The organism is Niameybacter massiliensis (genome assembly GCF_001282685.1).
GTDB classification, from domain to species: domain Bacteria; phylum Bacillota; class Clostridia; order Lachnospirales; family Cellulosilyticaceae; genus Holtiella; species Holtiella tumoricola.
Genome location: NZ_LN875035.1, coordinates 1,587,552 through 1,611,647, shown reverse-complemented (window position 1 = coordinate 1,611,647; position 24,096 = coordinate 1,587,552). Strand labels below are relative to the sequence as shown.

Here is a 24,096-nt window from a genome sequence, read left to right as displayed (position 1 = left end):
TACTTGATGGAATTATCTGTAAATGTTACAATATTCCTATAACGCTGCTAAAGTTATTGTGGTAAGGGGGAAATAATATGGATAAAATGTATAAAAATGATGAATTAAGTTTAGATGAACTTGTACAAGTCACAAAAGATTTTATCAAATTAGCGGATAGGTTGTATAGTAAGGGGAAAATTACTGAAGCGGAATACGATGAATTAACTTTTGTAAAAAAAGATTTTTTAACACAAGCAGCAGCGGAAAAACCAAATATAGAGTTTTGCTAAGGGGAAAAGGAGCGTTGTTGACGCTCCTTTTATTTTTATATCATATAAGGCGCTTTGACTTGAAAATAAGTTGAAACTCATGCAATATAGAGAATATACATAGTTGATCTGATGATTGCCATCTAGACTTTAGAACTCACTTTATCTGAGATTAAAAAAGATTATAACGGCAAACTATATAGGATGAAGAATGTACAAAAGGAGATAATGATGAACTACGAAGAAACGATGAAACGTATGCAAGAATTAGTTGAGCTACTCAAAAAAGCAGCCTATGCTTATGAACAAGAAAATCGTGAGCTGATGAGTAACTTTGAATATGATAAATTATATGATGAACTCTTAAAACTTGAAGAAGAAACAGGGACAGTACTTGCTGGAAGCGTAACGCAAAAGGTTGGTTATGAAGTAGCAAGTAACTTGAAGAAAGTAACCCATCCATCTAGAATGTTATCTTTAGATAAAACCAAGGAAATAGAAAAGCTAAAAAGTTTCTTAGGAAATCAGCTTGGTATGCTTTCTTGGAAGTTGGACGGTCTGACTATTGTATGTACTTATGAAGAAGGAAAGCTCATACAAGCTGTAACCCGTGGAAATGGTGAAATAGGGGAAGATGTAACAAATAATGCGAGAACATTTCTCAACCTTCCTCTTACTATTTCTTACAAAGAGCGCCTCGTAATTCGTGGAGAAGCAGTCATTACCTATAGCGACTTTGAACGTATCAATGAAAAGTTAGAAGGGGATGACAAATACAAAAACCCACGTAACCTTTGTAGTGGAAGCGTACGACAACTGAATTCAGAGATTACAGCTAAGAGAAATGTGCGCCTTTATGCATTTGCGGTTGTAGAAGGTGATGAAGCTTGCAATAGTAAAATGGAAAAGATGGAGTGGCTAAAAGGCCTTGGATTTGAAACAGTAGAATACAAAGCAGTCACACAAGAAAATATTGAAGAAGCTGTAGCCTACTTTGGAGACGAAGTTAAAAAACGTGATTTTGCCTCTGATGGACTTGTACTTGTTTATGATGATATTGCCTATTCTAAAAGTTTAGGAACAACGGCTAAGTTCCCTAAAGATGGTATTGCTTTCAAATGGCAAGATGAAATCAGCGAGACACAGATTATAGCCATAGAATGGAATACATCTCGTACAGGGCTTATTAATCCCGTGGCTATTTTTGAGCCAGTAGAATTAGAAGGAACAACGGTAGAACGTGCAAGTCTGCATAACTTAAGTATTGTAGAAGATTTAAAAATTGGTATTGGAGATCAAGTAACTGTTTTTAAAGCCAACATGATCATTCCACAAATAGCTGAGAATTTAACTCAGTCAGGGCCAATTGAGCCACCTCATGAATGTCATGTATGTGGTGCAGAAACTGTAATCAAACAAGATAAGACAGCTAAAACAGTTTATTGTCCAAATGGTAACTGCCCAGCACAACGTCAGCAAGCGTTTGTTCACTATGCAAGCCGCGATGCTATGAATATTGAAGGACTATCAGAAGCTACAGTAGAGAAATTCTTAGCAAAAGGTTTTTTAGTAGACTTTGCTTCTTTATATCATTTATCAGACTATGAAGAAGAGATTAAAGCTATGGAAGGCTTTGGACAAAAATCTTATGATAAATTAATTAGTGCTATTGAACGTACAAGAGAAGTTAACTTACATCAATTTATTTACGCATTAGGCATCCTACAAGTAGGGCCAATGAATGCAAAACTAATCTGTAAGCATTTTGAAAATGACTTGGAAGCTATTCAGAAAGCAACACCAGAGGAATTAGTAACAATAGAGGGAGTCGGACCAGTTATTGCACGTGAGATGCATGACTATTTCCAATTGCCAATTAATGTAGAAATGCTAGAGCGTTTAACAAAAGAAATCAAATTTAAACAAGTAGAGAAGGTAGAAACTAGTGCACTTACTCTAGAAGGGAAAACATTTGTTATTACAGGAGATGTAAATCACTTTGCTAACCGTAAAGCATTAAGTAATAAGATAGAAGAATTAGGTGGAAAAGTAACAGGCTCTGTAAGTAAGAAGACAGATTACCTTATTAATAATGATAATACATCTGCTTCTAGTAAAAATAAAAAAGCAAAAGAACTTGAAATACCTATTTTAACTGAAGAAGATTTCTTACAAATGATACAAGAATAAAACATTAAATAGTTTAATGCATTTCTAATATTAGATATAAATTACTTCTACAAATACTATAAATAGAATTGTAAAAAGTCCTGAAATTTTAAATGATTTTGGGACTTTTTTGCACAAATATAATATATAATAGACGTATACAAATATATAGGGAGGTCTAAAATGCTATCTATTTATAATGAAAATGAATGGCTTTATCCAGATACAGAGGTAAATAAGAATACGCATGCACATTTACATACAGCTCAAAATGCCTATATAGGCTTTCAGTGTATTCTAGACCCTCTGGAAAAATTTAAATTATGTCATATTCAGATGAACTGGGAAGTAGAACAACCTATAGAAACAGAAGTATTTTATTTAGAGTCTATTACTGTAGATGAAAATACAGATTTAGAGTTTATGACCACCCTAGACTATGAAAGATGCAAAACCTTTGTGACTCGGCAAGCACCCTTTAAAGTTTATGATTGTCTCATACCTTGGGAAAAAGTAGAAAGTTATGAAAAGCGTATCCCTCTTTATATACAGTTTAAGGTAGGAGAGGGAGCAGTAGGAGAAGTAAGGGGTATCTTAAAACTTTTTATAGAAGATGAAAGCAAACAACAAAAGGTTGTAGAGATTGTTATTAAATTACAAGTGTATGATAAACGATTGCCTGAACAAAAACACCAAAAGTTGGGGATGATGAATTTTTTTTGTTACGATAATATCGTAAAGAACCATGGGGTTACATTAAATTCTAAAGCATACTGGGCACTTTATCGCCTTTATGTACGAAGGCAGTTAGAAATGCATTGTACCCATATTATGCTCCCTTACGCAAAGTCTATTAGAAATGAGAAGAATGAAGTTGTTGATTTTGATTTTACAGAAGTTATTAAAGCAGGTGAGATAGCCTTAGAAGAAGGTGCACCATTCATTGTAGGGGCATGTATAGCACATTGGGGAGAATGGAACGATAAAGGATATTACTTACTGTGGGAGCCAAGTATTGCAGCAGAAAGCTTAGAGGGGTATTACCAACTCAAAAAATATTTTTGCAAATGGCAAAGTATTGTAGACGAAAAAGGATGGAATAGAAGAATTATGCAGTCCTTAGCAGATGAGCCTCAAGTATATAATGCTTTAAGCTATAGAGCCATTGCTTCTGTATTTAGAAAGTGTGTACCAGGAGTAAACATTATAGAGGCGGTAGAAACTTTTAATTTAGGTGGAGGCATAGATATATGGGTGCCTAAACAAGATACTTATGAAAAACATAGAGAAAAGTTTCAAGAGATTCAAGATGCGGGTGAGCAAATATGGTATTATACCTGTGCTTTTCCAGCTGGGAAAATTATGAATAGGAGTATGGACTTACCCCTGTTAGTTTCTAGATATATTTTGTGGATGGTTTTTTATTATGGACTTAGTGGCTTTTTACACTGGGGATTTAATTATTATATAGGAGAAGATCTATACCATGAGGCATGTTGTCCTCATAAGGGAAAGAAACTTCCAGCAGGAGATGCACATATTATTTACCCAGGAGAAAAAGATGTTTATAGAAGTATGCGTTATATTGCTCAAAGGGCAGGTGCACAAGACTATGAATTATTCAAGGCATTACCCTGTATACAACAAGAACAAGTGCGAAGATGGATGCAGAAGTTGTGCCCATCCTTTAAAGTGTATAATACAGAGGTGGAACAATTTGAAAGTATTAGAAAGTTGATATTAGAAAGTTAATATGGAAAGGGCTATAGATTAAAGGGAGTGTTGAGCATGAATCAATCAATCATTGTACTTATTGTAGATGATGAAGGTGCTACAAGACAGATTTTAGTCAAACATATTCCGTGGCAACAGTTAGGGGTAGAGCAGGTATATAGTGCTGAAAATGGTATGGAAGGCTTAAAGTTAGCTAGGGAACTCAAGCCTCATATTATTATTAGTGATATTAAGATGCCACATATGAACGGAATTGAAATGGCAAAAGCAATTAGAAAGGAACAACCAGATAATTGTTTTGTCTTTTTAAGTGCTTATGCAGATAAGGAATATTTAAAAACGGCTATTCAAATTAAGGCCACTAATTTTATAGAAAAACCCATTGACCTTGAAGATATTACAAAGCTAATGACAGAGCTAATACAAGAAATAAAGATCCGTGTATTTAAAATGGAGACGAATTTGTTAGAGGAACAACTTATGACCAAGGTGACTCTAAATGAAGAAGATTTTGTGAAACTTGTTCTAGAAGCAAAACCGAGTTTTGCAAGTAATCTTAATTATTATATTGCTGCGTTTAAATTACATGTTGCTATGCCTTCTAATGAGTATTTAGCTTATCAAGAAATTTTAACGTATAATTTTCCAAAAGAATCTTGTATTAAAAGTATGGATAGGGTAGGTATTTTGTTTTTAATTGTAAAAGGTGGAGAGAAATGGAGTCAATTTAAAGAAAAAATTCAGAGTGTAGTCAGTCAAATGGTTGAGATTAATAAGGAAGGACTTATTTTTATATCGATTATTAACCAGAGTGTTAGGTTATCTGATTTGCAAGAGGCCTGCGAATTTGTAAGAGAAGGGATAAATAGGTGTTTCTTTGAAAAAGAAAATCAAGTCTATGTTGTTCAAGCAGCACAACCAGCTTATGAAGTTGAACATGAGTTATTTGATACTTTTGAACATGAGTTAAAAGAAGGAAGAGAACATGAGTTGATGATGCTCTTACACACGCTTTATAATCAGTTTGAACATTCCAATGGAACATCAATTAATTATGTTAAAAATGTCTACTTTAAATTAATTTTCTATGTCTTACAAGAAGTAGAGTCACGAATGTTAAGCTCTAAACTAGAAAGAAGAGAAATAATACATAGGCTCAATCAGTCAGAAACTTTATATCGTACAGCAGGTGTTGTAAAAGAAACACTACGCAAATTTTTTGAAATGGTACAACGTGCACCTACTGAAGTAGATGATCCCTTTTATAAGATGCATCAATACCTGGAGGAGCATTATCAAGAAATTGAATTTAGCATCAAAGATATGGCAAATTATTTTAATTTTACACAATGTTACTTATGTGTCATGTATAAAAAGAAAACAGGTATAACCATTAATCAAGCACTTACTCAGCTACGCATTGATAAAGCAAAAGAATTGCTAAAAAATCCAAAACTTAAACTATATGATATTGCTTATAAAGTAGGCTATGCAGATGGAAAGTACTTTACAAAAGTTTTTAGCAAAGTAACAGGGATTACACCAAAGCAATTTAGAGAAAGGCATTGGGCGTATGAGGATGAAATATAGGTTAGGGAAAAAACTTTATAATGGTCATATTAAAAATAAATTGTTAGGCATGTATTTTTTCTTACTTCTTATACCCCTTGGATGCTTTTCCATAGTAACTTTTAGCAAGTTATCCTATATGATGCATGATCAAACCTTATCTGCAGCAACAAAGACATTTAGTAATACTCAGTTTATGATGGAAGAAAATTTTAGACAGATAGATGAAATGATGAATACCTTAGCTAAAAATAAGTTGATTTATCGTATGGCAACAACTGATTTGTCAGGCTATCCAATCTATAATCAGTTGATAGATAGTAAGACACTTGTAGAGATTTTTAAGCATTTTAGAGATGTTACAAATGTAGAAAAAATAAGTTTCTATGTTAATAATGAAAGTATCTATGCAGGGCAAAATAAAGAAATTTTTAAGCTAGAAAGTATCCAAAATAAAGATTGGTTTGTGAAGGCAAGTGAGTCGAAAAAGGTAAATTACTGGTTTGATCCAGAATTATTTCAAGATACGAGTGAAGAAGAGAAAGAATGTTTTTCTATGGTTAGATTGCTCTATGACCCTAGTGATTTATCAGAGATTTTAGCAGTACTGCGCATAGAGATTAGCAAAAAATATTTTATGGATTTAGCAATAAGGACACCTGTTACAGAAAATAGTTCTTTTTTTTTAATTGAGCAAAATCGCTTGTTAGTTACCTCTAATAAGCACTTTGATAAAGGTTTTTATACCACTTTATTTTTGCGTATGAGTAATGAAACACAGGAACAGTGGCATGAAACACTCATTGGTAAAGAAAAATATTTCTATCGTTATGCCTCTATTTCAGATACACAATGGTATATGGTAAGTGTCATTCCTTATGAAGATGTATATGGAGAGATAACAAGATTAATAGTCAGTTTATTGTTGCTTGTGATAGTGGTAGGCGGTATGGCATATTGTATAGCCTATGCATTATCTAGCTTAACGCTTAATCGTGTCATTAAGCTTACACAGTCTATACAAAAGGTTGAAGAAGGAGATATGAGTATTACGATTCAAGCAGAGGGTACAGATGAGATTGGTGTGACCATGCAAGCGTTTAATAATATGATGCAACGTATCAATATCCTTATGCAGGAAAAAGAAGAGGCAGGTAAAGCAATTAAGAGCCTAGAGCTGAAGGCGTTACAAGCCCAGATTAATCCCCATTTTCTATATAATTCCCTAGATCTTATTAATTGTATTGCTATAGATAGAGAAATTCCTGAAATTGTAACCATGGTAAAAGCATTAGGACAATTTTACAAAATTTCCTTAAGTCGTGGTAGAGACTGTATCAGTATTAAAGAAGAACTCCGTCATGTAGAACTCTATGTACAAATTTTAAATTTAAGGTTCAATCAACGGGTTGAACTAATGATACAAGCAGATGAAAAGCTTATGCAGTATAAAGTGATTAAAATTATTCTTCAGCCTATTGTAGAAAATGCAATTATACATGGTATTTTTGAGAAGGCAAGCGGAGAAGGCATGATTTTAGTAACGGTGCTAGAAGAAGGAGAAGACATTTGCTTGAATGTACAAGATGATGGGATTGGTATGAGCGAAATGACTTTTAAGAAACATTTTAGTTTTGATAAGTCTATGGAACAACAAAGGAGTGGTTATGGCGTAAGAAATGTACACGAAAGAATCAAACTAGCCTATGGAGACAAATATGGTATCACATGTACAAGCAAAATAGATAGTGGAACGATTGTTACATTGCGTATTCCGAAAATATTAGACTAAAAGGTTGCTTTATGAGTAACCTTTTTTTGTTTATAACAACACAAAAAATTCTACTTATCTAAAAATAATCCCGTTAATTTACTATGCAGAGAATCGTATAATAAGAGTAAAGGAGGGGGGGAGAATACAGTGAAACAAAAAAAACACAGCATATTTTATGATTTAAAAGTTAACAGGACCAAATGGCTGATGTTACTGCCAAGTGCGCTGATTCTTATCTTAATGTGTTACATTCCCATGGGTGGTATAGTTCTAGCTTTTAAAAATTTTAATTATCATGATGGCATATTTGGAAGTCCATGGGTAGGATTTGATAACTTTGAGTTTTTTATTAAATCAGGTAAGATCTGGAGTATTACAAAAAATACTATTCTCTATAATATTTTATTTCTTATTCTTGGAACTTTTTTTGCTATTATGTGTGCAATTTTATTGGCAGAACTGACTAATAAGTTTTTTAAACGCCTGACACAATCTTTAATGTTTTTACCCTATTTTATTTCATGGGTTGTAGTAGGTGCTTTTATCTATAGTTTATTTAACTATGAGTTTGGGGCTATTAATACATTGCTTGAGGCCTTTGGAAAGAAACCGATTGATGTGTATTCAAACCCGGCAGCATGGATACCCATACTGGCAGCGGCGAGTGTCTTTAAGGGAGTAGGCTACTCTACAACAATGTATTTGGCAAGTATTATGAGTATTGATGAAGAACTATATGAAGCAGCAAGTATTGATGGTGCAACCATGTGGCAGAAAATCTGGAATATTACTTTACCTTGTATTAGACCAACCATTGTGATTTTATTCTTACTTGCAATTGGAACCATTATGAAAGGGGACTTCCAAATGTTTTGGCAAGTAACAGGTAATAACCCTATGGTTTATGAAGCCACAGATGTTATTGATACGTATGTCACAAGATCTATGCTCAGTATGCAAGAATATGGTATGACAGCAGCAGTAGGCTTTTATCAATCAGTATTCTCGTTCATCCTTATTATGATTGCCAATACCATTGTTAAGAAAGTAGAACCAGATTATTCACTGTTCTAAGGGGGAAACATGATGAAAAGAAAAATTAAAAATGTACCAACATCACTAGATCGTAAAATGTTCAATGTGTTTTCCTATCTGTTCTTAACCGTGCTTACTATTTACTGTACCATACCTTTTTGGCTTATTATTGTAGGTTCATTGACAACACAAGAATCTATTTTACTAGATGGCTACAGGCTATGGCCAAAAAGTTTTTCAGGAGAAGCCTATGAAATTTTGTTTAAAGCACCAGGTGCACTTTTAAATGCTTATGCGGTCACCATTGGTGTTACAGTGATTGGTACAATAAGTAGTCTATTGATGATGAGTATGGCAGCTTATGTTTTAAATAGTAAAGATTTTAAATACCGTAACAAAGTTTCCTTTTTCTATTATTTTACCTCCATTTTTGGGGGAGGTTTAGTACCTTGGTATATTTTATGTATCAAGTATCTCCATTTCAAAAATAACTTCTTATCTTTGATTTTACCCATTGTTGTAAATGTTACTTATCTCCTTATACTAAAGAGTTATATGAAGTCTATACCAGATTCTATTTATGAAAGTGCTAAATTAGATGGAGCAGGAGACTTTACGATTTATGCCAAAATTATTTTGCCACTTTGTAAGCCAGGTATGGCAACGGTAGGACTTTTTACAGCACTTAACTACTGGAATGACTGGTATAATGCAATGCTTTTTATCGATAATGAAAAGATGTTTCCACTTCAATATTACTTAAATAATATTTTGACCAAGGCAAGTGCTTTGCAAGCTGCTGCAGCAAGAAGTGGTATTGTCGTTGCATCTATACCGAGTGAACCGATGAAACTGGCTATGACAGTTATTGCTATTGGACCTATTATATTACTTTATCCATTTTTGCAAAGGTATTTTATTAAAGGCGTTACAATAGGAGCAGTAAAAGGTTAATGAAAAAATAAAGGGGGCACAGTTATGCATCGAAAAAAATTATTGTCAGGAGTTATCTCAGTTTTATTAATGTTATCTATGGCACTTGGAGGGTGTAGTAGTAGGACGGAAAGTACAAAACCTACACCGAATCAGGAAATAAATCAACTAGCAGAAGGAGATAAGACCCAAGAACCTGATATTGATCTTTCAAAAGAAGTTAAATTGACCATGTACCTATTAGGAGATCGTACACCTGATTTTGATAGAGTATTTGGAATGATTAATGAAAAATTAAAAGAAAAGATTAATGCAACATTAGATGTGAAATTTATGAGTTGGGGAGAATATGAACAAAAGTATCCGCTTCTTTTCGCTTCAGGAGAAGAGTTTGACATTATTTATTCAGCAGACTGGGCATTTTATAATTCTCAAGCCGTTAAACAAGGATTCTATGAAATTACACAAGAAAATTTAGAAAAGTATGCACCGATGACAGCTTCTACAATTTATAAAGAAGCTTGGGAACAAGCAAAGGTAGAAGGTAAAGTTTATATGTTACCAATGAATTATAAAGAATTATCAGGTTATGTTTATATGGCACGTGGAGATTTAATGGATAAATATGGTGTAGCAGATGTAACAGGGTTAGAGGGATTAGAAAAATATCTTGATACAATTGCTAAAAATGAACCTCAATTGATCCCTATGGATGTTGGATCAGATTATGATGCAACATTTATGTTTGATAGAATGTGGAATCAAGAGGTTTATGGTAAAGTTACAGGTGTAGGACCATGGCAATTAAGTGGCTCCATGGCAGTAGGAGATAAATCTTACACAGTAAAACATGTAAGCGAGAATCCTGAATTCCTTAATGTTATTACCAAATTAAAAGATTGGAAAGACAAAGGATACTGGAGCAAGAGTGCAGTTGTTAATACAACAGACAATCGTGAAAGCTTTGCATCTGGTAGAAGTGCAGCAGCCATTATGAACTTAAATACAGCTGTAAGCCAGTACTCTTCTGTCAATGAAGCACATCCAGAATGGAAAGTTCAAGTATTTGATGCAATGGATGAGATCCCTGCTACACTTGTATCCTTTATGGGAAATGGAATGAGTATTTTCTCAAAATCTAAGAATCCAGAAAGAGCACTTATGGCATTAGATTTATTGAGAAATGATGAAGAAATTCATGATTTATTCTGTTATGGTATTGAAGGTGAACACTATACAAATAATGGAGATGGTACAGTTACTTTATTACCTGCTAATGCAAATTATGGTTATGATGCAAATTGTAACTGGGGGATTCGTAATGATGCTTATTGGAAACGCTTAAAAGGTGGTATTCCTAATTATTCAGAACTCTACAACAAATGGCTAGAAACGGCAGTATCTCCTAATGAGTATTCAACTTTTAACTTTAATAGTGATCCTGTTAAGAACCAAGTAGCTGCAATGAGTGATATCTTTGCTTCTGACTATAAGTTACTTTGCTTAGGCTTTACAGATGATCCAGCAGGTGATATTGCTAAAATGCAAAAGAAGCTTAAAGCAGCAGGTTCAGAAGACGTATATAAAGAAATGGCTATAAAATTCAAAGAGTACGCTGAAGGTTTAAATAAGTAAATTAGTGTAAAGTATAAATAGGTTAGAAGCTATTACATACAAGTGTAGTAGCTTCTATTTTTGTAGTTAGATTTATATAAGAGAATAAAGCGTATTTTCTGAATAATAATAGACAACACTCCTGTCCACTTTGTATAATAGAAAAAAGTGATAAGCTATAAGGGGAGATACTATGGACACAAAAAATAAGGATAAGGCTTATATGATCTGGGGAATTGCTGCCTGTGTTTATGTCATTGTCTTTTTTCATAGGGTAGCTACAGGTGTAGTAAAAGATGAAATGTTTGAGGCTTTTGGATTAACGAATAGTGAAGAAGCGGGGAGTCTTTTTGCACTGTTAGGATCTATGTATATGTACGCCTATATGTTTATGCAAATACCAATAGGTATCTTAGCAGATACATTAGGACCTCGTAAAACGATTACAATGGGAACCATGCTAGCAACAGTAGGCAGTTTAATTTTTGCTTGTGCACCACATATTGTTGTAGCATTTATAGGTCGTTTCCTAGTTGGTATTGGCGTGGCAGTCGTATTTGTATGTATTCTTAAAATCATTGCAGAATGGTTTCCAAAGGAGAAGTTTGGAACTATGTCAGGATGTACTTCTTTTATTGGAAACTTAGGCGCAATTTTAGCCATGGCACCATTAGCTTATTTGAATAGTTTTATAGGTTGGAGAAATTCATTTTTAATGATTAGTGGAATCACATTGATACTAGGTATATTAGGGTGGTGTTTTATTAAAGAAAGAGAACCTGTAAATCCTGTAGAAGAAATGAATGTAGAATGTAATGAATGGTCTCGAATTTGGGAGGTTATCAAAAAAATATTAAAAGATAGAGCATTATATCCTATTATGATAGCTTATGCTTTAACTTTTGGTTCAACAATGGCATTAACGGGGACATGGGGAGTAAGTATGTTCCAAGATTTATATAAAGGAATTAGTAAAACAACAGCAGCTAATGCTATGAGTTTTATTACCCTGGGAGTAGCAGTAGGTGGAATCATTATTGGAAAGCTTTCAGATACCATGAAAAGTAGAAGAAAACCAATGATTTTATTTGGTGGTATGCAATTAATATGTTGGTTGATAGTTGTATTTATTCCTATGCCTTGGATTGTACTCAATATAGTATTTTTTATCTTAGGTCTTACCGCAACAAGTTTTGTTGTATCTTGGGCCTATGCGAAAGAACGCCATCCTAAGCAATATGCAGGTATTACTATGTCAGTAGTAAACTTTGCAGGTTTTTTAGGGGGGGCGATAGTTCCTCAACTTATTGGTGTCGTATACGATAAACTACCTCATGATAATATGCAAATGGTATGGCAGACAGCATTAGGGGTATTGACTGGATTAATTAGTATTGCGTTTATCTGTATCTTGTGTATCCCTAAGGAAAAGGAAGTAGAACAAGAGAACTATGATTTCAATAAATTGGATAAAACGACTTGAAAATTGTGGAGATTATAAATTATTACAAGTTTGTTAAGAAGTATAAAGAAAATGTATGTACCCCTAAAAAATTTGCTATAATGTGGATAGATTAGAAGCAAATGTTGACATTTTTAGGAGGAGACCATGCAAAAAACGACGAAGAAGTTAGTGCTTAGTACAGTTATTGCTTTAATGAGCGTTAGCCCTATATATGCAAGTTCTATGGAATTAACTTATGATGGAAAAACACATCAATACAATTTACCACCAATTACACTTTATATTAATGGGGAGGAAAAAAAGACAGAGATTATGCCTCCTGTCCAAATAGATGAACGTGTATTAGTACCTGCTCGTGAAGTATTTGAACCATTGGGAGCAGCGGTAGAATGGAAAAGTTATGAAAGAAAAATATATGTAAGTTATAAAGACTCACTCATGATTTTAGAGCCAGATAATGATGAAGTATGGTTAGATGGTAAAAATGTTCAGCTAGATGTACCAGCTAAGATTATTAATGATAAGATTATGGTGCCTTTACGATTTATAGGGGAGAATATTGGATTAGAAGTAAAATGGGTAGGTGGAGATGAACGTGCAGTTTACGTATCAGAAAGTAGCACAAAGCCAGATGGTGGTAATAACCCAGAGCCACTTCCAGAGACTAAGCCAGAAGTGACACCTGAACCAGAGCCAACGCCAGATCCAGTACCGGAAGAAAAGCCAGAAAGTAAGCCAACACCTATATTACCAGCTATAGGTAATAAATTAGAAAATGCAGTAGATGGAATTAAGCAGTTTTATGAAGGAGATAGTACGGGGTTAGTTGTAGATAAAGCGGCAGCAAGTTACAATATGACAACAATTGACCGTGCTACAGTATTAGGTGGACGTAATGATGCAACATGTATGATTGAAGCAAGTACACCAATTAGTGATTTTGAAGTAAGTCGCTCAGAAGGTAAGCTTATTATTGATATTAAAAATAGTAAGAATCAATTAGGTAGTACAGTTCAAGTAGCAAGCAATAGCTATGTTAAACAAATCCGTACAAGTCAATTTGCAGCGGATAAAACGCGTGTTGTATTAGATTTAACATCTGGAGCAGAGGCTCTTGTGAGCCTAAGTGATGATCGTACAGACATTATTATTCAACTTTCAAAAGAAGAAATTCCTGCACTTGCAGTAGGAGAAGATTTAAAAGGTGAATATTTAGGAATTCAAGGATTTGCGCCAAGTCAGATGACAATAGAAGAAAATGCAAGTCAGCTTATAGTGACTTTACCAAATACAAGTTTAGTAGAAGATGTTGAGTGGAATCGTGTTAGAGGCAATTACATAGATAGTGTATATGCAACGGAAAGTGGCAATAACGTAAAAATTACAATTAATCTACAAGATGATGTGAAATTTACACATACAACAGAAATTGTAAAAGAAAATACAATCATACGCTTTAGCAAACCACTATTTGAGTTTATTGAATACACAGGAGAATATAGACCAAGCTTTGAAATTACTATGCCAACAAGTTTTAGTATAAGCGATATCACTGTTGATGATAGATATAGAGAGAAGAAATTAGTTATCGATTTAGGAGATAACTACTCTAGTCAGTTTAGTGAAGGGAAATGGACTATTAGAGATAGTGCAGTCTCAACGTTGACAGTAGAAAATAGAACAACAACACGTTTTATTATCGAAGAGCAGACTATAAGAGCTGTTAACTTAAGTAAAAAAGATGATAAGCTTGTGATTGAATTGGTTAAACCAAAAGAGAAATATGGAAAGATACTTGTGCTAGATGCAGGACATGGTGGAACAGATGGTGGAAGTAGTGGTAATGGGGTAGTTGAAAAAACAGTTAACTTAACTCAGACATTAGCCATTATGAACTATATTCAGGCAAACTCCGATATTAAGATCTATATGACAAGAGAAGAAGATACCTATCCAGGGTTAAGAGATCGTACGAATATGGCAAATGAAATCGAAGCGGATATGTTTGTTAGCGTACATAATAATTCTCATACAGCAACAAGTAAAGGGACAGAGGTACTTTACTATCCAAGCACAACAGATGGCAGAAGTAAACAAATGGCTCAAATTGCACTAGATCATATTATAGCTGAATGTGGAACTTACAATAGAGGTGTTAAATCACGACCAGATTTAGTTGTACTTAATACAAGCAAAATGCCAGCTATATTATTAGAGGGAGCATTTATTTCTAATCCTACAGAGGCAGCTCTATTAGCAAGTAGTAGCTTTAATCAAACTTATGCAAGAGCAGTAGGAAATGCGATTATCGAGATGTTTAATACAATCTCATTTAGATAAGAAATTGGAAGGAGTTGTTACACGAAGTGTAATGACTCCTTTTTTGTGTGTCAAAGAATATTTAATTTATAGAATGGAGAGGTTGAAAGGGACTATAATTTAGCTGATTGAATCGGAACCTAGACTTCACAAATAGATTATTTAGCTTTACAATAGAATATATTTAAGAAATTTGTTTATAACAATATAAAAATAGATTAACGAGGGTAAACTAATGAAAAAAATTATATTTGCTACACAAAATCAAGGAAAAGTAAAAGAAATCAAGAAAATCTTAGAGGGGCTTCCTGTAGAAGTATTAACTATGGGAGAAGCAGGGATTGATATAGATATTGAAGAGAATGGCACAACATTTGAAGAGAATGCGGTGATTAAGGCAGAAGCTTTAACTGCTTATACAGATGCTATTATTTTAGCAGACGATTCAGGTCTTGAGATTGACTGTTTAAACAAAGAGCCAGGTGTATATTCAGCACGCTATTTAGGGAAGGATACACCTTATGAAGTTAAAAATCAGATTATACTGGATCGTATTAAAGATATACAGGATGAAGAGCGAACAGCAAGATTCGTATGCGCTATTGCAGCAGCAGGGAAGAATATCCCTACAATGGTAACACTTGCTACAATAGAAGGGCATATTGGACATGAAGCAAAAGGCAAAAATGGTTTTGGATATGATCCTATTTTCTTTATTAATGATTTTAAAAAGAGCACAGCAGAGCTTTCAGCTGAAGAAAAAAATAAAATTAGTCACCGTGCAAAAGCTTTAGAAGCTATGAAGGTAAAACTAATGGAATATTTAGGTGAATAATATGAAGATACTTGTTATAAGTGATACACATGCTCGTACAGGCCATGTGGAAAGTTTAATAGAAATGTATTTATCACATGATCTTACACACATTATACATTGTGGAGACTGTATAGATGATGCTAGACGTCTTGAAATGATATATCCAGAATTAACGGTCTATAAAGTGCCAGGGAATTGCGACTTTTCTTCTTATGGTATAGAAAATACTATTTTGGTGCACATTGATGATGTACCGATTATGATTACTCATGGTCATCAGCAACATGCAAAGCATGATTATGAGGAATTATGGATTGATGCAGAGGCTTATGATGCAAAGATTGCTATTTTTGGTCATACGCATATTGCCCACAAAGAAACAAAAAATGGCATTACCCTTTTAAATCCAGGAAGTATGACTTTACCAAAAGATAGCACAGTACCATCTTTTGCTATGATTGAGATTAAAAATAGTCGTATTATGGATATTGCACTCTTACAAATGCTTGATGAATCAAGGGTTTCTAGAAGATTTTAAGAAAAAATAAAAAAGGTGTTGACGTAGAGTGTTTATTTATGTATAATACATTTTGTCGGTTGAGGCCGACGGTGTAAAAACTAAAAGTTTTACGCGGGTGTAGTTCAATGGTAGAACTCCAGCCTTCCAAGCTGGCCACGTGGGTTCGATTCCCATCACCCGCTCTTTGTATCCATAGCTCAGCTGGATAGAGCAACGCCCTTCTAAGGCGTGGGTCCGGGGTTCGAATCCCTGTGGATACGTATGGTGGGGATAGCTCAGTTGGTTAGAGCGCCAGATTGTGGCTCTGGAGGCCGTGGGTTCGATTCCCATTCTCCACCCTTAGTTTTTACATATAGGGTTATCGCCAAGCGGTAAGGCACAGGATTTTGATTCCTGCATTCGGAGGTTCGAATCCTCCTAGCCCTGCTGTCCAGTAGGACAAACAATTAAATTTGGGTCACTAGCTCAGTTGGTAGAGCACTTGACTTTTAATCAAGTGGTCCGGAGTTCGAGCCTCCGGTGGCTCATATGCGGGTGTGGCGGAATTGGCAGACGCACTAGACTTAGGATCTAGCGCCATTGGCGTGGGGGTTCGACTCCCTTCACCCGCATCTTTTAAAATTTAATATTATACATGAAGCAATTTATGCGGGTGTAGTTCAATGGTAGAACTCCAGCCTTCCAAGCTGGCCACGTGGGTTCGATTCCCATCACCCGCTTTATGTATCCATAGCTCAGCTGGATAGAGCAACGCCCTTCTAAGGCGTGGGTCCGGGGTTCGAATCCCTGTGGATACGCTATATAGGGTTATCGCCAAGCGGTAAGGCACAGGATTTTGATTCCTGCATTCGGAGGTTCGAATCCTCCTAGCCCTGTATGAAGAAAAAAGACTACTAAGGTAGTCGATTTTTTTTGCTCTCTTGAGTTTTTAGAAAATTTATGATAAAATTATAAAAGTCAAACATAATGGGTTGTCGCCAAGCGGTAAGGCACAGGATTCTGACTCCTGCATCCGAAGGTTCGAATCCTTCCAGCCCAGTTATAAAAAATAGAGGTTAAGCTACTCAGTTGAGTAGTTTAACCTCTATTTTTTATAAAGTATTTAAATTAAATCACTTAATTTATATTTGGTAAGGTAATAAAAATTATAGTATATCTAAAGCTTCTTTGTTAGAAAAGAGATTATCATACATATATTGATTACGGTATTTATATAAGAATACTATAGAGAATATTAAAGTTGAAAATTCAGCAAAGGGTACAACAAGCCATACACCATTAATGTGGAATAGGAACGGTAAAACTACAATGCCCAATGTAAATAATATAAAAGTTCTAAGCAGTGAAAGCAGGGCAGAAACTTTTCCGTTAGAAAAAGCGGTGAACATACCACAGGTAAAGATGTTTAATCCACTAACTAAGAATCCTATTGAGAAGATAATAAAACCATTTAAAGTAATATCAAATAAGCTCGTTCCTTTAGCTGTAAAAGTGGCAATAAGTGCTTCTGATAAGCCACGGGCTATGACAAAAGAGCTAATAGAGAAAATGAATATAATGATATAACTATATTTAATTAGTTTCTGAACTTGTTCTTTGTTTTGGCTTCCGTAATTAAAGCTAATACGAGGTGAGGCGCCAGAAGTAAAGCCTAGGTATGCTGCATTTAGTAAGAATTGAATATATAAAATAATTGTAATTGCAGCAATGCCATCTTCACCTAAAAATTTAAGCATTGTAACATTGTAAAGGAAAGTTGTGACGGCTGAAGAAAGTTGAGTAACCATTTCAGAAGATCCATTAATACAACTATCTTTGATAACATTAAAATTAAACTTTGGTTTTACGAAATAAAGAGTATTTGTCTTTTTTGTAAAATAGATAATAGCGATGATGGAAGGCAGCACATAACCGATACATGTTGCAAGAGCTGCACCTGTAACGCCTAAGTTAAAAGATACAACGAATACATAATCTAGAATAATATTGACTATGCCTCCAGTTACAGAACTAATAAGCCCTAATTTAGGTGCCCCTGCTGTGACTAAGAAATAATCAAAATACACTTTTAATAAGATAAAAGGTGTAAAAATAAGCATGGTAAATAGGTAATTGTGTCCATATGAATATAATAAATCAGTAGCACCTAAAGCATAAATAATATCTTTAATAAAAAAGAGAGCAAGTATTGCTACAATCCCTCCACAGATTAAAGTACTTAAGGTAATAAGAGAGAAGCTTTCTTTAGCTTCGTCATTTTTACCTTCACCCATATATTTAGCTACAATAGCGCTCCCACCAGTAGCAAACATAATTCCTATCCCTATTAAAATACTAATAATGGGATAGACAATGTTGGTAGCAGATAAGGCATTGGCTCCTACAAATCTGGAAATAAACATACCATCTATAATGGTATATAGAGAGAAGAATACCATCATGACTACAGTGGGGAAGGTATATTTTATAAGTGATAGAAAAGAAACTTTGTTTTGTAACGCATTCTGCATACAATCCTCCTTGGAATAATAATGTCTGTAATGTATAATAAGGTATCCTGTTACTGGATAGTCAATAAGGAGATTTAATATGAATGATAATAAAATAAAGTATTTTTCTACGGGTGAGTTTGCAAGGTTATGTAGAGTTAATAAGAAAACACTTTTTCATTATGATGAGATAGGCTTATTTAAACCAGATAAGATTCTGGATAATGGGTATAGATACTATTCAGAATATCAATTAGAAGTATTTGATTTCATACTTGCGCTTAGAGATATAGGCATGCCTCTTAAAGAAATAAAGGGACTTATAGATACAAGGAATATTACAAGTGTTCTTGAAGTATTTGAATTTGAAACTAATAAAATTACTGAAGAAATAAAAAAATTGCAGCGTACTAAACAAATGATAGGGAATAAAATAAAAACATTACATGATAGCTTTCATTATACAGAGCAAATAATAATACAAGAGCAAGAAGAAGAAAGCCTTATCTTAAGTAATTCATTAGATGGGACAAAAGAACCTTACGATATGGAAAATTATATGGCTCATCTAGATTATTGCTATGCAAATGAACTAGCTATAGGATATCCTGTAGGGGCAATGCTTACAAAGGAAAAATTGGAGCAGAGTAATTATTATAAATATGACTATTACTATACTAAGACAGATAGACATCAGAGAAATGAGAAATTAGAGATTAAACCTAAAGGGTTGTATGTAGTAGGATATATAAGAGGGTATTATGATAAGACACCCTTATTGTATGATAAGATAATGAAGTACATTAAGGCACATAATTTATGTATTATTGGTAATGCCTATGAGGATGTGCTGGTAGATGCAGTAGCTGCAAAAGAGAAAAATGATTATATGATCAAAGCCTCTATACAGATTCAAGAAAGGTAAAATTTAATCGTTACTCCTGAACATATGACATTTTTGAAATAAGTATAATAGAGGTAGTAATACCTACCTTGTTGTATGAATTAAAATAGAGAACTTTTTTAGGGAAGTATACGTCTAAAGTGATAAAATGAATGGGAATTGGAGAGGACTAGATATGAAGAAGAAAAGTCTATTGGCTGTATTAACAATATGTATAGGGGCATTTGCTATGCCAGTATGGGCAGCGGAAATTATTCAACCTATTAATGTTCCTGTAAGCCAACCAGTATCAACAGATTTAATAAATATAGAAGTACCTATTTCAAGGGCAGAGTTTATAACTATTTTAATTGAAGCAGGTACAGGTAGAGAATTACCACTTATAATGGATACACACTATGCAATGTCTGCTATGCAAAAGGCACAAGAATTAGGGTTGATTGATTTGACTCAATATCCAATGGAAATATGGTTAGAAGACATGCTCATAGAAGAGAAAGTAGAGATACTAGACAAAGCTAAAAAGAATAATGGTATCAATATGGAGCAGGTCTATAAAATTTTAAAAGAAAAATTAATAGAACAAGTTATAATAGATGAGAAAGTAGTAGAAGTAAAATCAATAGAATATTATAGAGGGAAAGTCATGCTACCTTTGCGAGATGTAGCGGAAGCAATGGGATTTGAAGTAACATGGGATGCAGATACTTATACAGCTACACTTAACAATGATGAGATAGAATCCAAAGTGCAGATAGGAACAGATTTGTATAATTACTATAGTGTAAAAGCAATAGGAATGTCTGCACCGTTTAGTGTAGGCGTTGCACCGAAGTTTATAGAAGGTAGTGTTTATGTACCGTATGAGTATTTTTCGATGTTTGCTGATTGGGTAGTAATGGATCAGAAACTTGTGTTTACATTAAAAAAATAAAATTAATGGAGCAAATATGCCGTTATAGATGAAATAGTATCTATAACGGCATATTTACTTAAAAAAATATACTTAAGTTTATAAAAAATGTGTACATAAATAGAATAGATGATATAATTATTTGGACTAAAATATAAAAATAAACATAAATAAAGGAGACATCATGAGAAAATTTGCATTATTAGCACTTGTAACATCACTTACTTTTTCATCTTTTCCGGTAGTGTATGCAAGTGAAAGACAAAATGTATCCAGTATTGAGCAATCAATAAGTGAGGATATGTTGGCTATGAATAATATTGGCTTAATAGTTGGAGACAAAGAGGGGCTAACAGCTCAATTTGCCCAAAAGAAAGTAACGGGTAATGACTTACATGCTATTTTATTGAAACTAGGTATCTCATTAGATGGCAAATATAAGGAGTTAATGGCTCATTTAGCTCATTCTAAACCAATATCTGAAAAAGAGTTCTATGAAATTTTTCTTCAGTTATTAGGTTATGAGAAAGGTGTAGATTTTAATGAAGAGACAGTGATTACTTTTGCTGATGCTATAGGTCTTGCGCCAACTCACAGTAAATCCTTTACACATCAAGATTTAGCAAGAGTATTAAATAATTGCCTTAAGTCTAAAACAAAAGAAGGTCATGAATACTTTGAGATTTTATTAGCAGATGGTTTCTTGAGTGATTATAACACCAATAAAGATATCCCAGAGGCTTTAGTCTTTGATGGCAAAACTCAACCTATTTTTAAGCACGATGAAGCGATTTATGAAAAAGTATATGTAGAAGTAGAAACAGATACAGATTTTGATGGAAAACTTGATTTAGTTGAGGTTTGGATTAAACGTCCTGCTGAAACGGAAAAAGGGATGCAAGTACCAGTTGTATTTGAACTTAGTCCATATGAGCGTGGAACAAATGACGATTTATATGATCTACATAACGTAGATGAAGACCTTACAGTAAGTGAAAGAACAGAAACAACTCTTGGAGATGTAACTTATAAACCAGAAGAAAAAGAACTTCCAGCACCACGCAAGATAGCAGGACAAGCTGAACATGGACAACTTGAGAAGTTTGATTTTGATGGATGGTATGATTATTTCTTTGCACGTGGTTATGCAGTTGTTTCAGCTGGTGGGCTTGGAAGTATTGGCTCTGAAGGGATTGTAGATACAGGATCAGCAGATGAAATAGCAGCAGGTGTAGCCATTATCAATTGGTTAAATGGAGATGCACGTGCATTTACAAATAAAACAGATAATATAGAAGTAAAAGCGGATTGGTCTACAGGAAATGTAGGAATGTCAGGACGTTCTTATAGAGGAACTTTACCAATTGGTATAGCTGCAACAGGTGTTGATGGACTTAAAACAATTGTACCAGTAGCAGCGATTAGTAGTTGGTACGATTATTACAGAACAAATGGATTAAACTTAGCTGGTGAAGGATGGCAAGGTGATGATACAGACTTATTAGCTATTTATTGTATGAGTAGAATGTTTGATCCAGAAGATTATAGTAGTGTAAAAGCTGTGTTTGAACGTGCAATGGATCAAATGCGTATGGAACAAGATCGTGTAACAGGTGATTACAATGTATTTTGGGATGAAAGAAATTATTTAAATAACGCGGACCAAATTAAAGCAAGTGTATTTATTGTACATGGTTTAAATGATTGGAATGTAAAGAGTAAACAATTTGATATGCTTTGGAAAGCTTTAGAAGAAAATGATGTACCACGTAAAATGGTATTACATCAAGGTGAACATATTAGTATCAATAATTTAGCAGGTATTGATTTTAATGATATGATGAATCGTTGGTTTGATTACTGGCTTTATGAGATTGATAATAACGTAATGGAAGACATTGCACCTGTAACAATCCAAAACAATACAAATTTAGAATTTGAAACATTTGATAACTGGCCAGTTAAAGGTGAGACTCTAAAACTTTATTTAAATAATGGAGGTCAAATACATGCATTAACAACTAATCCTTCTTCTAAATCGGAGAAGGAAAGCTTTGTAGATAATCTTTCAATATCAGGATATGATAGAGCAGTTCAAGATGGATTAGCGTGGAGACAAACTATAGTAGGTACTCCAGAAGAGGCAAGAGCTGATCGTCTAGCTTATGTAACAGAACCTTTAAAGGAAGATATGAGAATAAGTGGGACAATTAATGTAACACTTAAAGCAGCACTTGATCAGTCAACAGGTATTATTAGTGCAATGCTTGTAGATTATGGAACAGAATATAGACCTACAATTGACACAGAAGTAGTTGTACCAAATGGCATTATCTATGGTGGTAATGCTGGGTCAGATGATATAGTAGACTTTGTAATGGAATCAGAGCCATCTACATTTAAAGTCATTTCACGTGGTTGGATGGATGCGCAAAACCGTGTGGCACCTTATCGTGTAGATCCGATTAAACCAGGTACAGAATATACATTTACAGTAGATATGCAACCTATGGATTATACTGTGAAGGCAGGGCATAAATTAGGGCTTATTTTATATTCTACAGATGCTGAGTATACAATGAGACCACTTACTACAACTCACTTTACAGTGAATGTAGCAGAGACATTTTTAGAGATTCCTGTAGCAAAATAAAGAAGTGAAAGAATTAAATAAAATACAAAAGATCCCCGAACAAGAGGGATCTTTTGTATTTTCAAGATTTTCCATTTTAAATTGAGATGTTTGTACCAATAATAGAGTTGTTAAGAGATGAAATTTAGTGCATATATAGACTTTAAGATAGTATGAGATTTAATTATAATTATTATATGAGTATAGATAAAAAAGATAGAAAATTTGATATAAATAAATTTTCATAGACTTGCTATACTAATAAAAAGACGATATAAGGAGGACAACAATGGCTGATTTATTAGAAAAAGGTGCCGTGCTTCAACGCGATAAAGAAACTTATGCAATAGCACCTCACTTAACAGGTGGGCTTGTAACGCCAGAACAATTAAGAAAAATTGCAGATGTAGCAGATAAGTATAATGTAGCAGCACTTAAAGTAACAGGTGCTCAACGTATTGCCCTTGTAGGGATTAAAGAGGATGATATAGATGATGTGTGGGAAGATTTAGGAATGAAGCCAGGAGCTGCAATTGGGCTTTGTGTACGTAGTGTTAAAATCTGCCCAGGAACTACATTTTGTAAAAGAGGGCTTAATGATTCAGTAGCTATTGGTGCTAAGTTAGATGGTATTTATCATGGTCAAAACTTACCGAATAAGCTTAAAATAGGTGTAAGTGGCTGTCCTAATAGTTGTTCAGATAGTCATACAAGAGATATTGGTCTTATTGGTGTGAAAAATGGATGGCGTGTTTATGTAGGAGGTAAAGGTGGTGGTAGACCAAGATTGGGAGACCTACTTGTACCGCTTGTAAAAGAAGAGGATCTCTTTACACTTATTGATAAAATTGTAGCTGTATATGCTGATAATGGGGCAAAACATGAACGCCTTGGAGACTACATTGACCGTGTAGGCCTTGACACATTTAAAGAACAAGTTGGCGTTGAAGTTAACTAA

The 24,096-nt window shown here is 34.1% G+C and carries 17 protein-coding genes and 10 tRNA genes; 26 read left to right on the top strand and 1 reads right to left on the bottom strand.

The annotated features are described in order from the left end of the window. The first annotated feature begins 77 nt into the window (after window positions 1–77). The 22 genes from BN2390_RS12945 (at window position 78) to BN2390_RS12840 (ending at window position 17,239) form a co-directional block, all read left to right on the top strand. On the top strand, window positions 78–272 hold the full coding sequence (locus BN2390_RS12945; protein ID WP_053984760.1) for a hypothetical protein: 195 nt from the start codon (window positions 78–80) through the stop codon (window positions 270–272). 210 nt (window positions 273–482) lie between these two features. Then, a complete protein-coding gene (gene ligA / locus BN2390_RS12940; RefSeq protein WP_053984759.1) occupies window positions 483–2,441 on the top strand; it encodes an NAD-dependent DNA ligase LigA in 1,959 nt (652 codons plus the stop codon). Window positions 2,442–2,603: 162 nt separating this feature from the next. After that, on the top strand, window positions 2,604–4,172 hold the full coding sequence (locus BN2390_RS12935; RefSeq protein WP_053984758.1) for a DUF4091 domain-containing protein: 1,569 nt from the start codon (window positions 2,604–2,606) through the stop codon (window positions 4,170–4,172). Window positions 4,173–4,208: 36 nt separating this feature from the next. After that, the gene (locus BN2390_RS12930; protein WP_053984757.1) at window positions 4,209–5,744 is read left to right on the top strand and encodes a response regulator transcription factor; all 1,536 of its coding nucleotides are present in this window, start codon (window positions 4,209–4,211) and stop codon (window positions 5,742–5,744) included. Continuing rightward, window positions 5,734–7,515, top strand: a complete 1,782-nt coding sequence (locus BN2390_RS12925; RefSeq protein ID WP_053984756.1) for a cache domain-containing sensor histidine kinase — start codon at window positions 5,734–5,736, stop codon at window positions 7,513–7,515. Before BN2390_RS12930 ends, BN2390_RS12925 begins: the two co-directional genes overlap by 11 nt. A 129-nt stretch (window positions 7,516–7,644) precedes the next feature. Further along, the gene (locus tag BN2390_RS12920) at window positions 7,645–8,571 is read left to right on the top strand and encodes an ABC transporter permease (RefSeq protein WP_053984755.1); all 927 of its coding nucleotides are present in this window, start codon (window positions 7,645–7,647) and stop codon (window positions 8,569–8,571) included. A 12-nt stretch (window positions 8,572–8,583) separates the two neighbouring features. After that, a complete protein-coding gene (locus BN2390_RS12915) occupies window positions 8,584–9,486 on the top strand; it encodes a carbohydrate ABC transporter permease (protein WP_330373783.1) in 903 nt (300 codons plus the stop codon). 24 nt (window positions 9,487–9,510) lie between these two features. Beyond that, window positions 9,511–11,100 (top strand): DUF3502 domain-containing protein, encoded by a 1,590-nt coding sequence (locus BN2390_RS12910; protein ID WP_053984753.1) that lies wholly within the window; start codon window positions 9,511–9,513, stop codon window positions 11,098–11,100. A 172-nt stretch (window positions 11,101–11,272) separates the two neighbouring features. Continuing rightward, window positions 11,273–12,562, top strand: coding sequence for an MFS transporter (locus tag BN2390_RS12905; protein ID WP_053984752.1), 1,290 nt, complete (start codon window positions 11,273–11,275; stop codon window positions 12,560–12,562). Window positions 12,563–12,688: 126 nt separating this feature from the next. Continuing rightward, the gene (locus tag BN2390_RS12900; protein ID WP_053984751.1) at window positions 12,689–14,884 is read left to right on the top strand and encodes an N-acetylmuramoyl-L-alanine amidase; all 2,196 of its coding nucleotides are present in this window, start codon (window positions 12,689–12,691) and stop codon (window positions 14,882–14,884) included. A 214-nt stretch (window positions 14,885–15,098) separates the two neighbouring features. Beyond that, window positions 15,099–15,698 (top strand): XTP/dITP diphosphatase, encoded by a 600-nt coding sequence (locus tag BN2390_RS12895; protein WP_053984750.1) that lies wholly within the window; start codon window positions 15,099–15,101, stop codon window positions 15,696–15,698. A gap of 1 nt (window position 15,699) precedes the next feature. Continuing rightward, entirely contained in the window at window positions 15,700–16,218 is a 519-nt protein-coding gene (locus BN2390_RS12890) for a metallophosphoesterase family protein (RefSeq protein ID WP_053984749.1), read from the top strand. Between the two features lie 93 nt (window positions 16,219–16,311). Next, window positions 16,312–16,382, top strand: a tRNA-Gly gene (locus tag BN2390_RS12885). A 4-nt stretch (window positions 16,383–16,386) separates the two neighbouring features. Then, window positions 16,387–16,460: transfer RNA gene (locus BN2390_RS12880), tRNA-Arg, on the top strand. A 4-nt stretch (window positions 16,461–16,464) separates the two neighbouring features. Continuing rightward, window positions 16,465–16,538: transfer RNA gene (locus BN2390_RS12875), tRNA-His, on the top strand. Between the two features lie 16 nt (window positions 16,539–16,554). After that, a tRNA-Gln gene (locus tag BN2390_RS12870) sits at window positions 16,555–16,626 on the top strand. Window positions 16,627–16,654: 28 nt separating this feature from the next. Continuing rightward, window positions 16,655–16,727: transfer RNA gene (locus BN2390_RS12865), tRNA-Lys, on the top strand. 3 nt (window positions 16,728–16,730) lie between these two features. Beyond that, window positions 16,731–16,811 (top strand) — tRNA-Leu (locus BN2390_RS12860). 37 nt (window positions 16,812–16,848) lie between these two features. Then, window positions 16,849–16,919, top strand: a tRNA-Gly gene (locus BN2390_RS12855). 4 nt (window positions 16,920–16,923) lie between these two features. Further along, a tRNA-Arg gene (locus BN2390_RS12850) sits at window positions 16,924–16,997 on the top strand. 6 nt (window positions 16,998–17,003) lie between these two features. Further along, window positions 17,004–17,075: transfer RNA gene (locus BN2390_RS12845), tRNA-Gln, on the top strand. 92 nt (window positions 17,076–17,167) lie between these two features. Next, a tRNA-Gln gene (locus tag BN2390_RS12840) sits at window positions 17,168–17,239 on the top strand. 106 nt (window positions 17,240–17,345) lie between these two features. On the opposite strand, the gene BN2390_RS12835 is transcribed toward BN2390_RS12840, so the two are convergent. Continuing rightward, window positions 17,346–18,710 (bottom strand): MATE family efflux transporter, encoded by a 1,365-nt coding sequence (locus tag BN2390_RS12835; protein ID WP_053984748.1) that lies wholly within the window; start codon window positions 18,708–18,710, stop codon window positions 17,346–17,348. Between the two features lie 79 nt (window positions 18,711–18,789). Between BN2390_RS12835 and BN2390_RS12830 the strand changes: the two genes are divergently transcribed. The 4 genes from BN2390_RS12830 (at window position 18,790) to BN2390_RS12815 (ending at window position 24,096) form a co-directional block, all read left to right on the top strand. Then, window positions 18,790–19,614 (top strand): MerR family transcriptional regulator, encoded by an 825-nt coding sequence (locus BN2390_RS12830; RefSeq protein ID WP_053984747.1) that lies wholly within the window; start codon window positions 18,790–18,792, stop codon window positions 19,612–19,614. A 154-nt stretch (window positions 19,615–19,768) separates the two neighbouring features. Continuing rightward, window positions 19,769–20,527 carry a copper amine oxidase N-terminal domain-containing protein gene (locus tag BN2390_RS12825; protein WP_053984746.1) on the top strand — a complete coding sequence of 253 codons (759 nt, stop codon included), beginning with the start codon at window positions 19,769–19,771 and terminating at the stop codon, window positions 20,525–20,527. Between the two features lie 163 nt (window positions 20,528–20,690). Further along, window positions 20,691–23,159, top strand: coding sequence for a Xaa-Pro dipeptidyl-peptidase (locus BN2390_RS12820; protein ID WP_053984745.1), 2,469 nt, complete (start codon window positions 20,691–20,693; stop codon window positions 23,157–23,159). 268 nt (window positions 23,160–23,427) lie between these two features. Beyond that, window positions 23,428–24,096: a nitrite/sulfite reductase domain-containing protein gene (locus BN2390_RS12815; RefSeq protein ID WP_053984744.1), complete on the top strand. Its 669-nt coding sequence runs from the start codon at window positions 23,428–23,430 to the stop codon at window positions 24,094–24,096.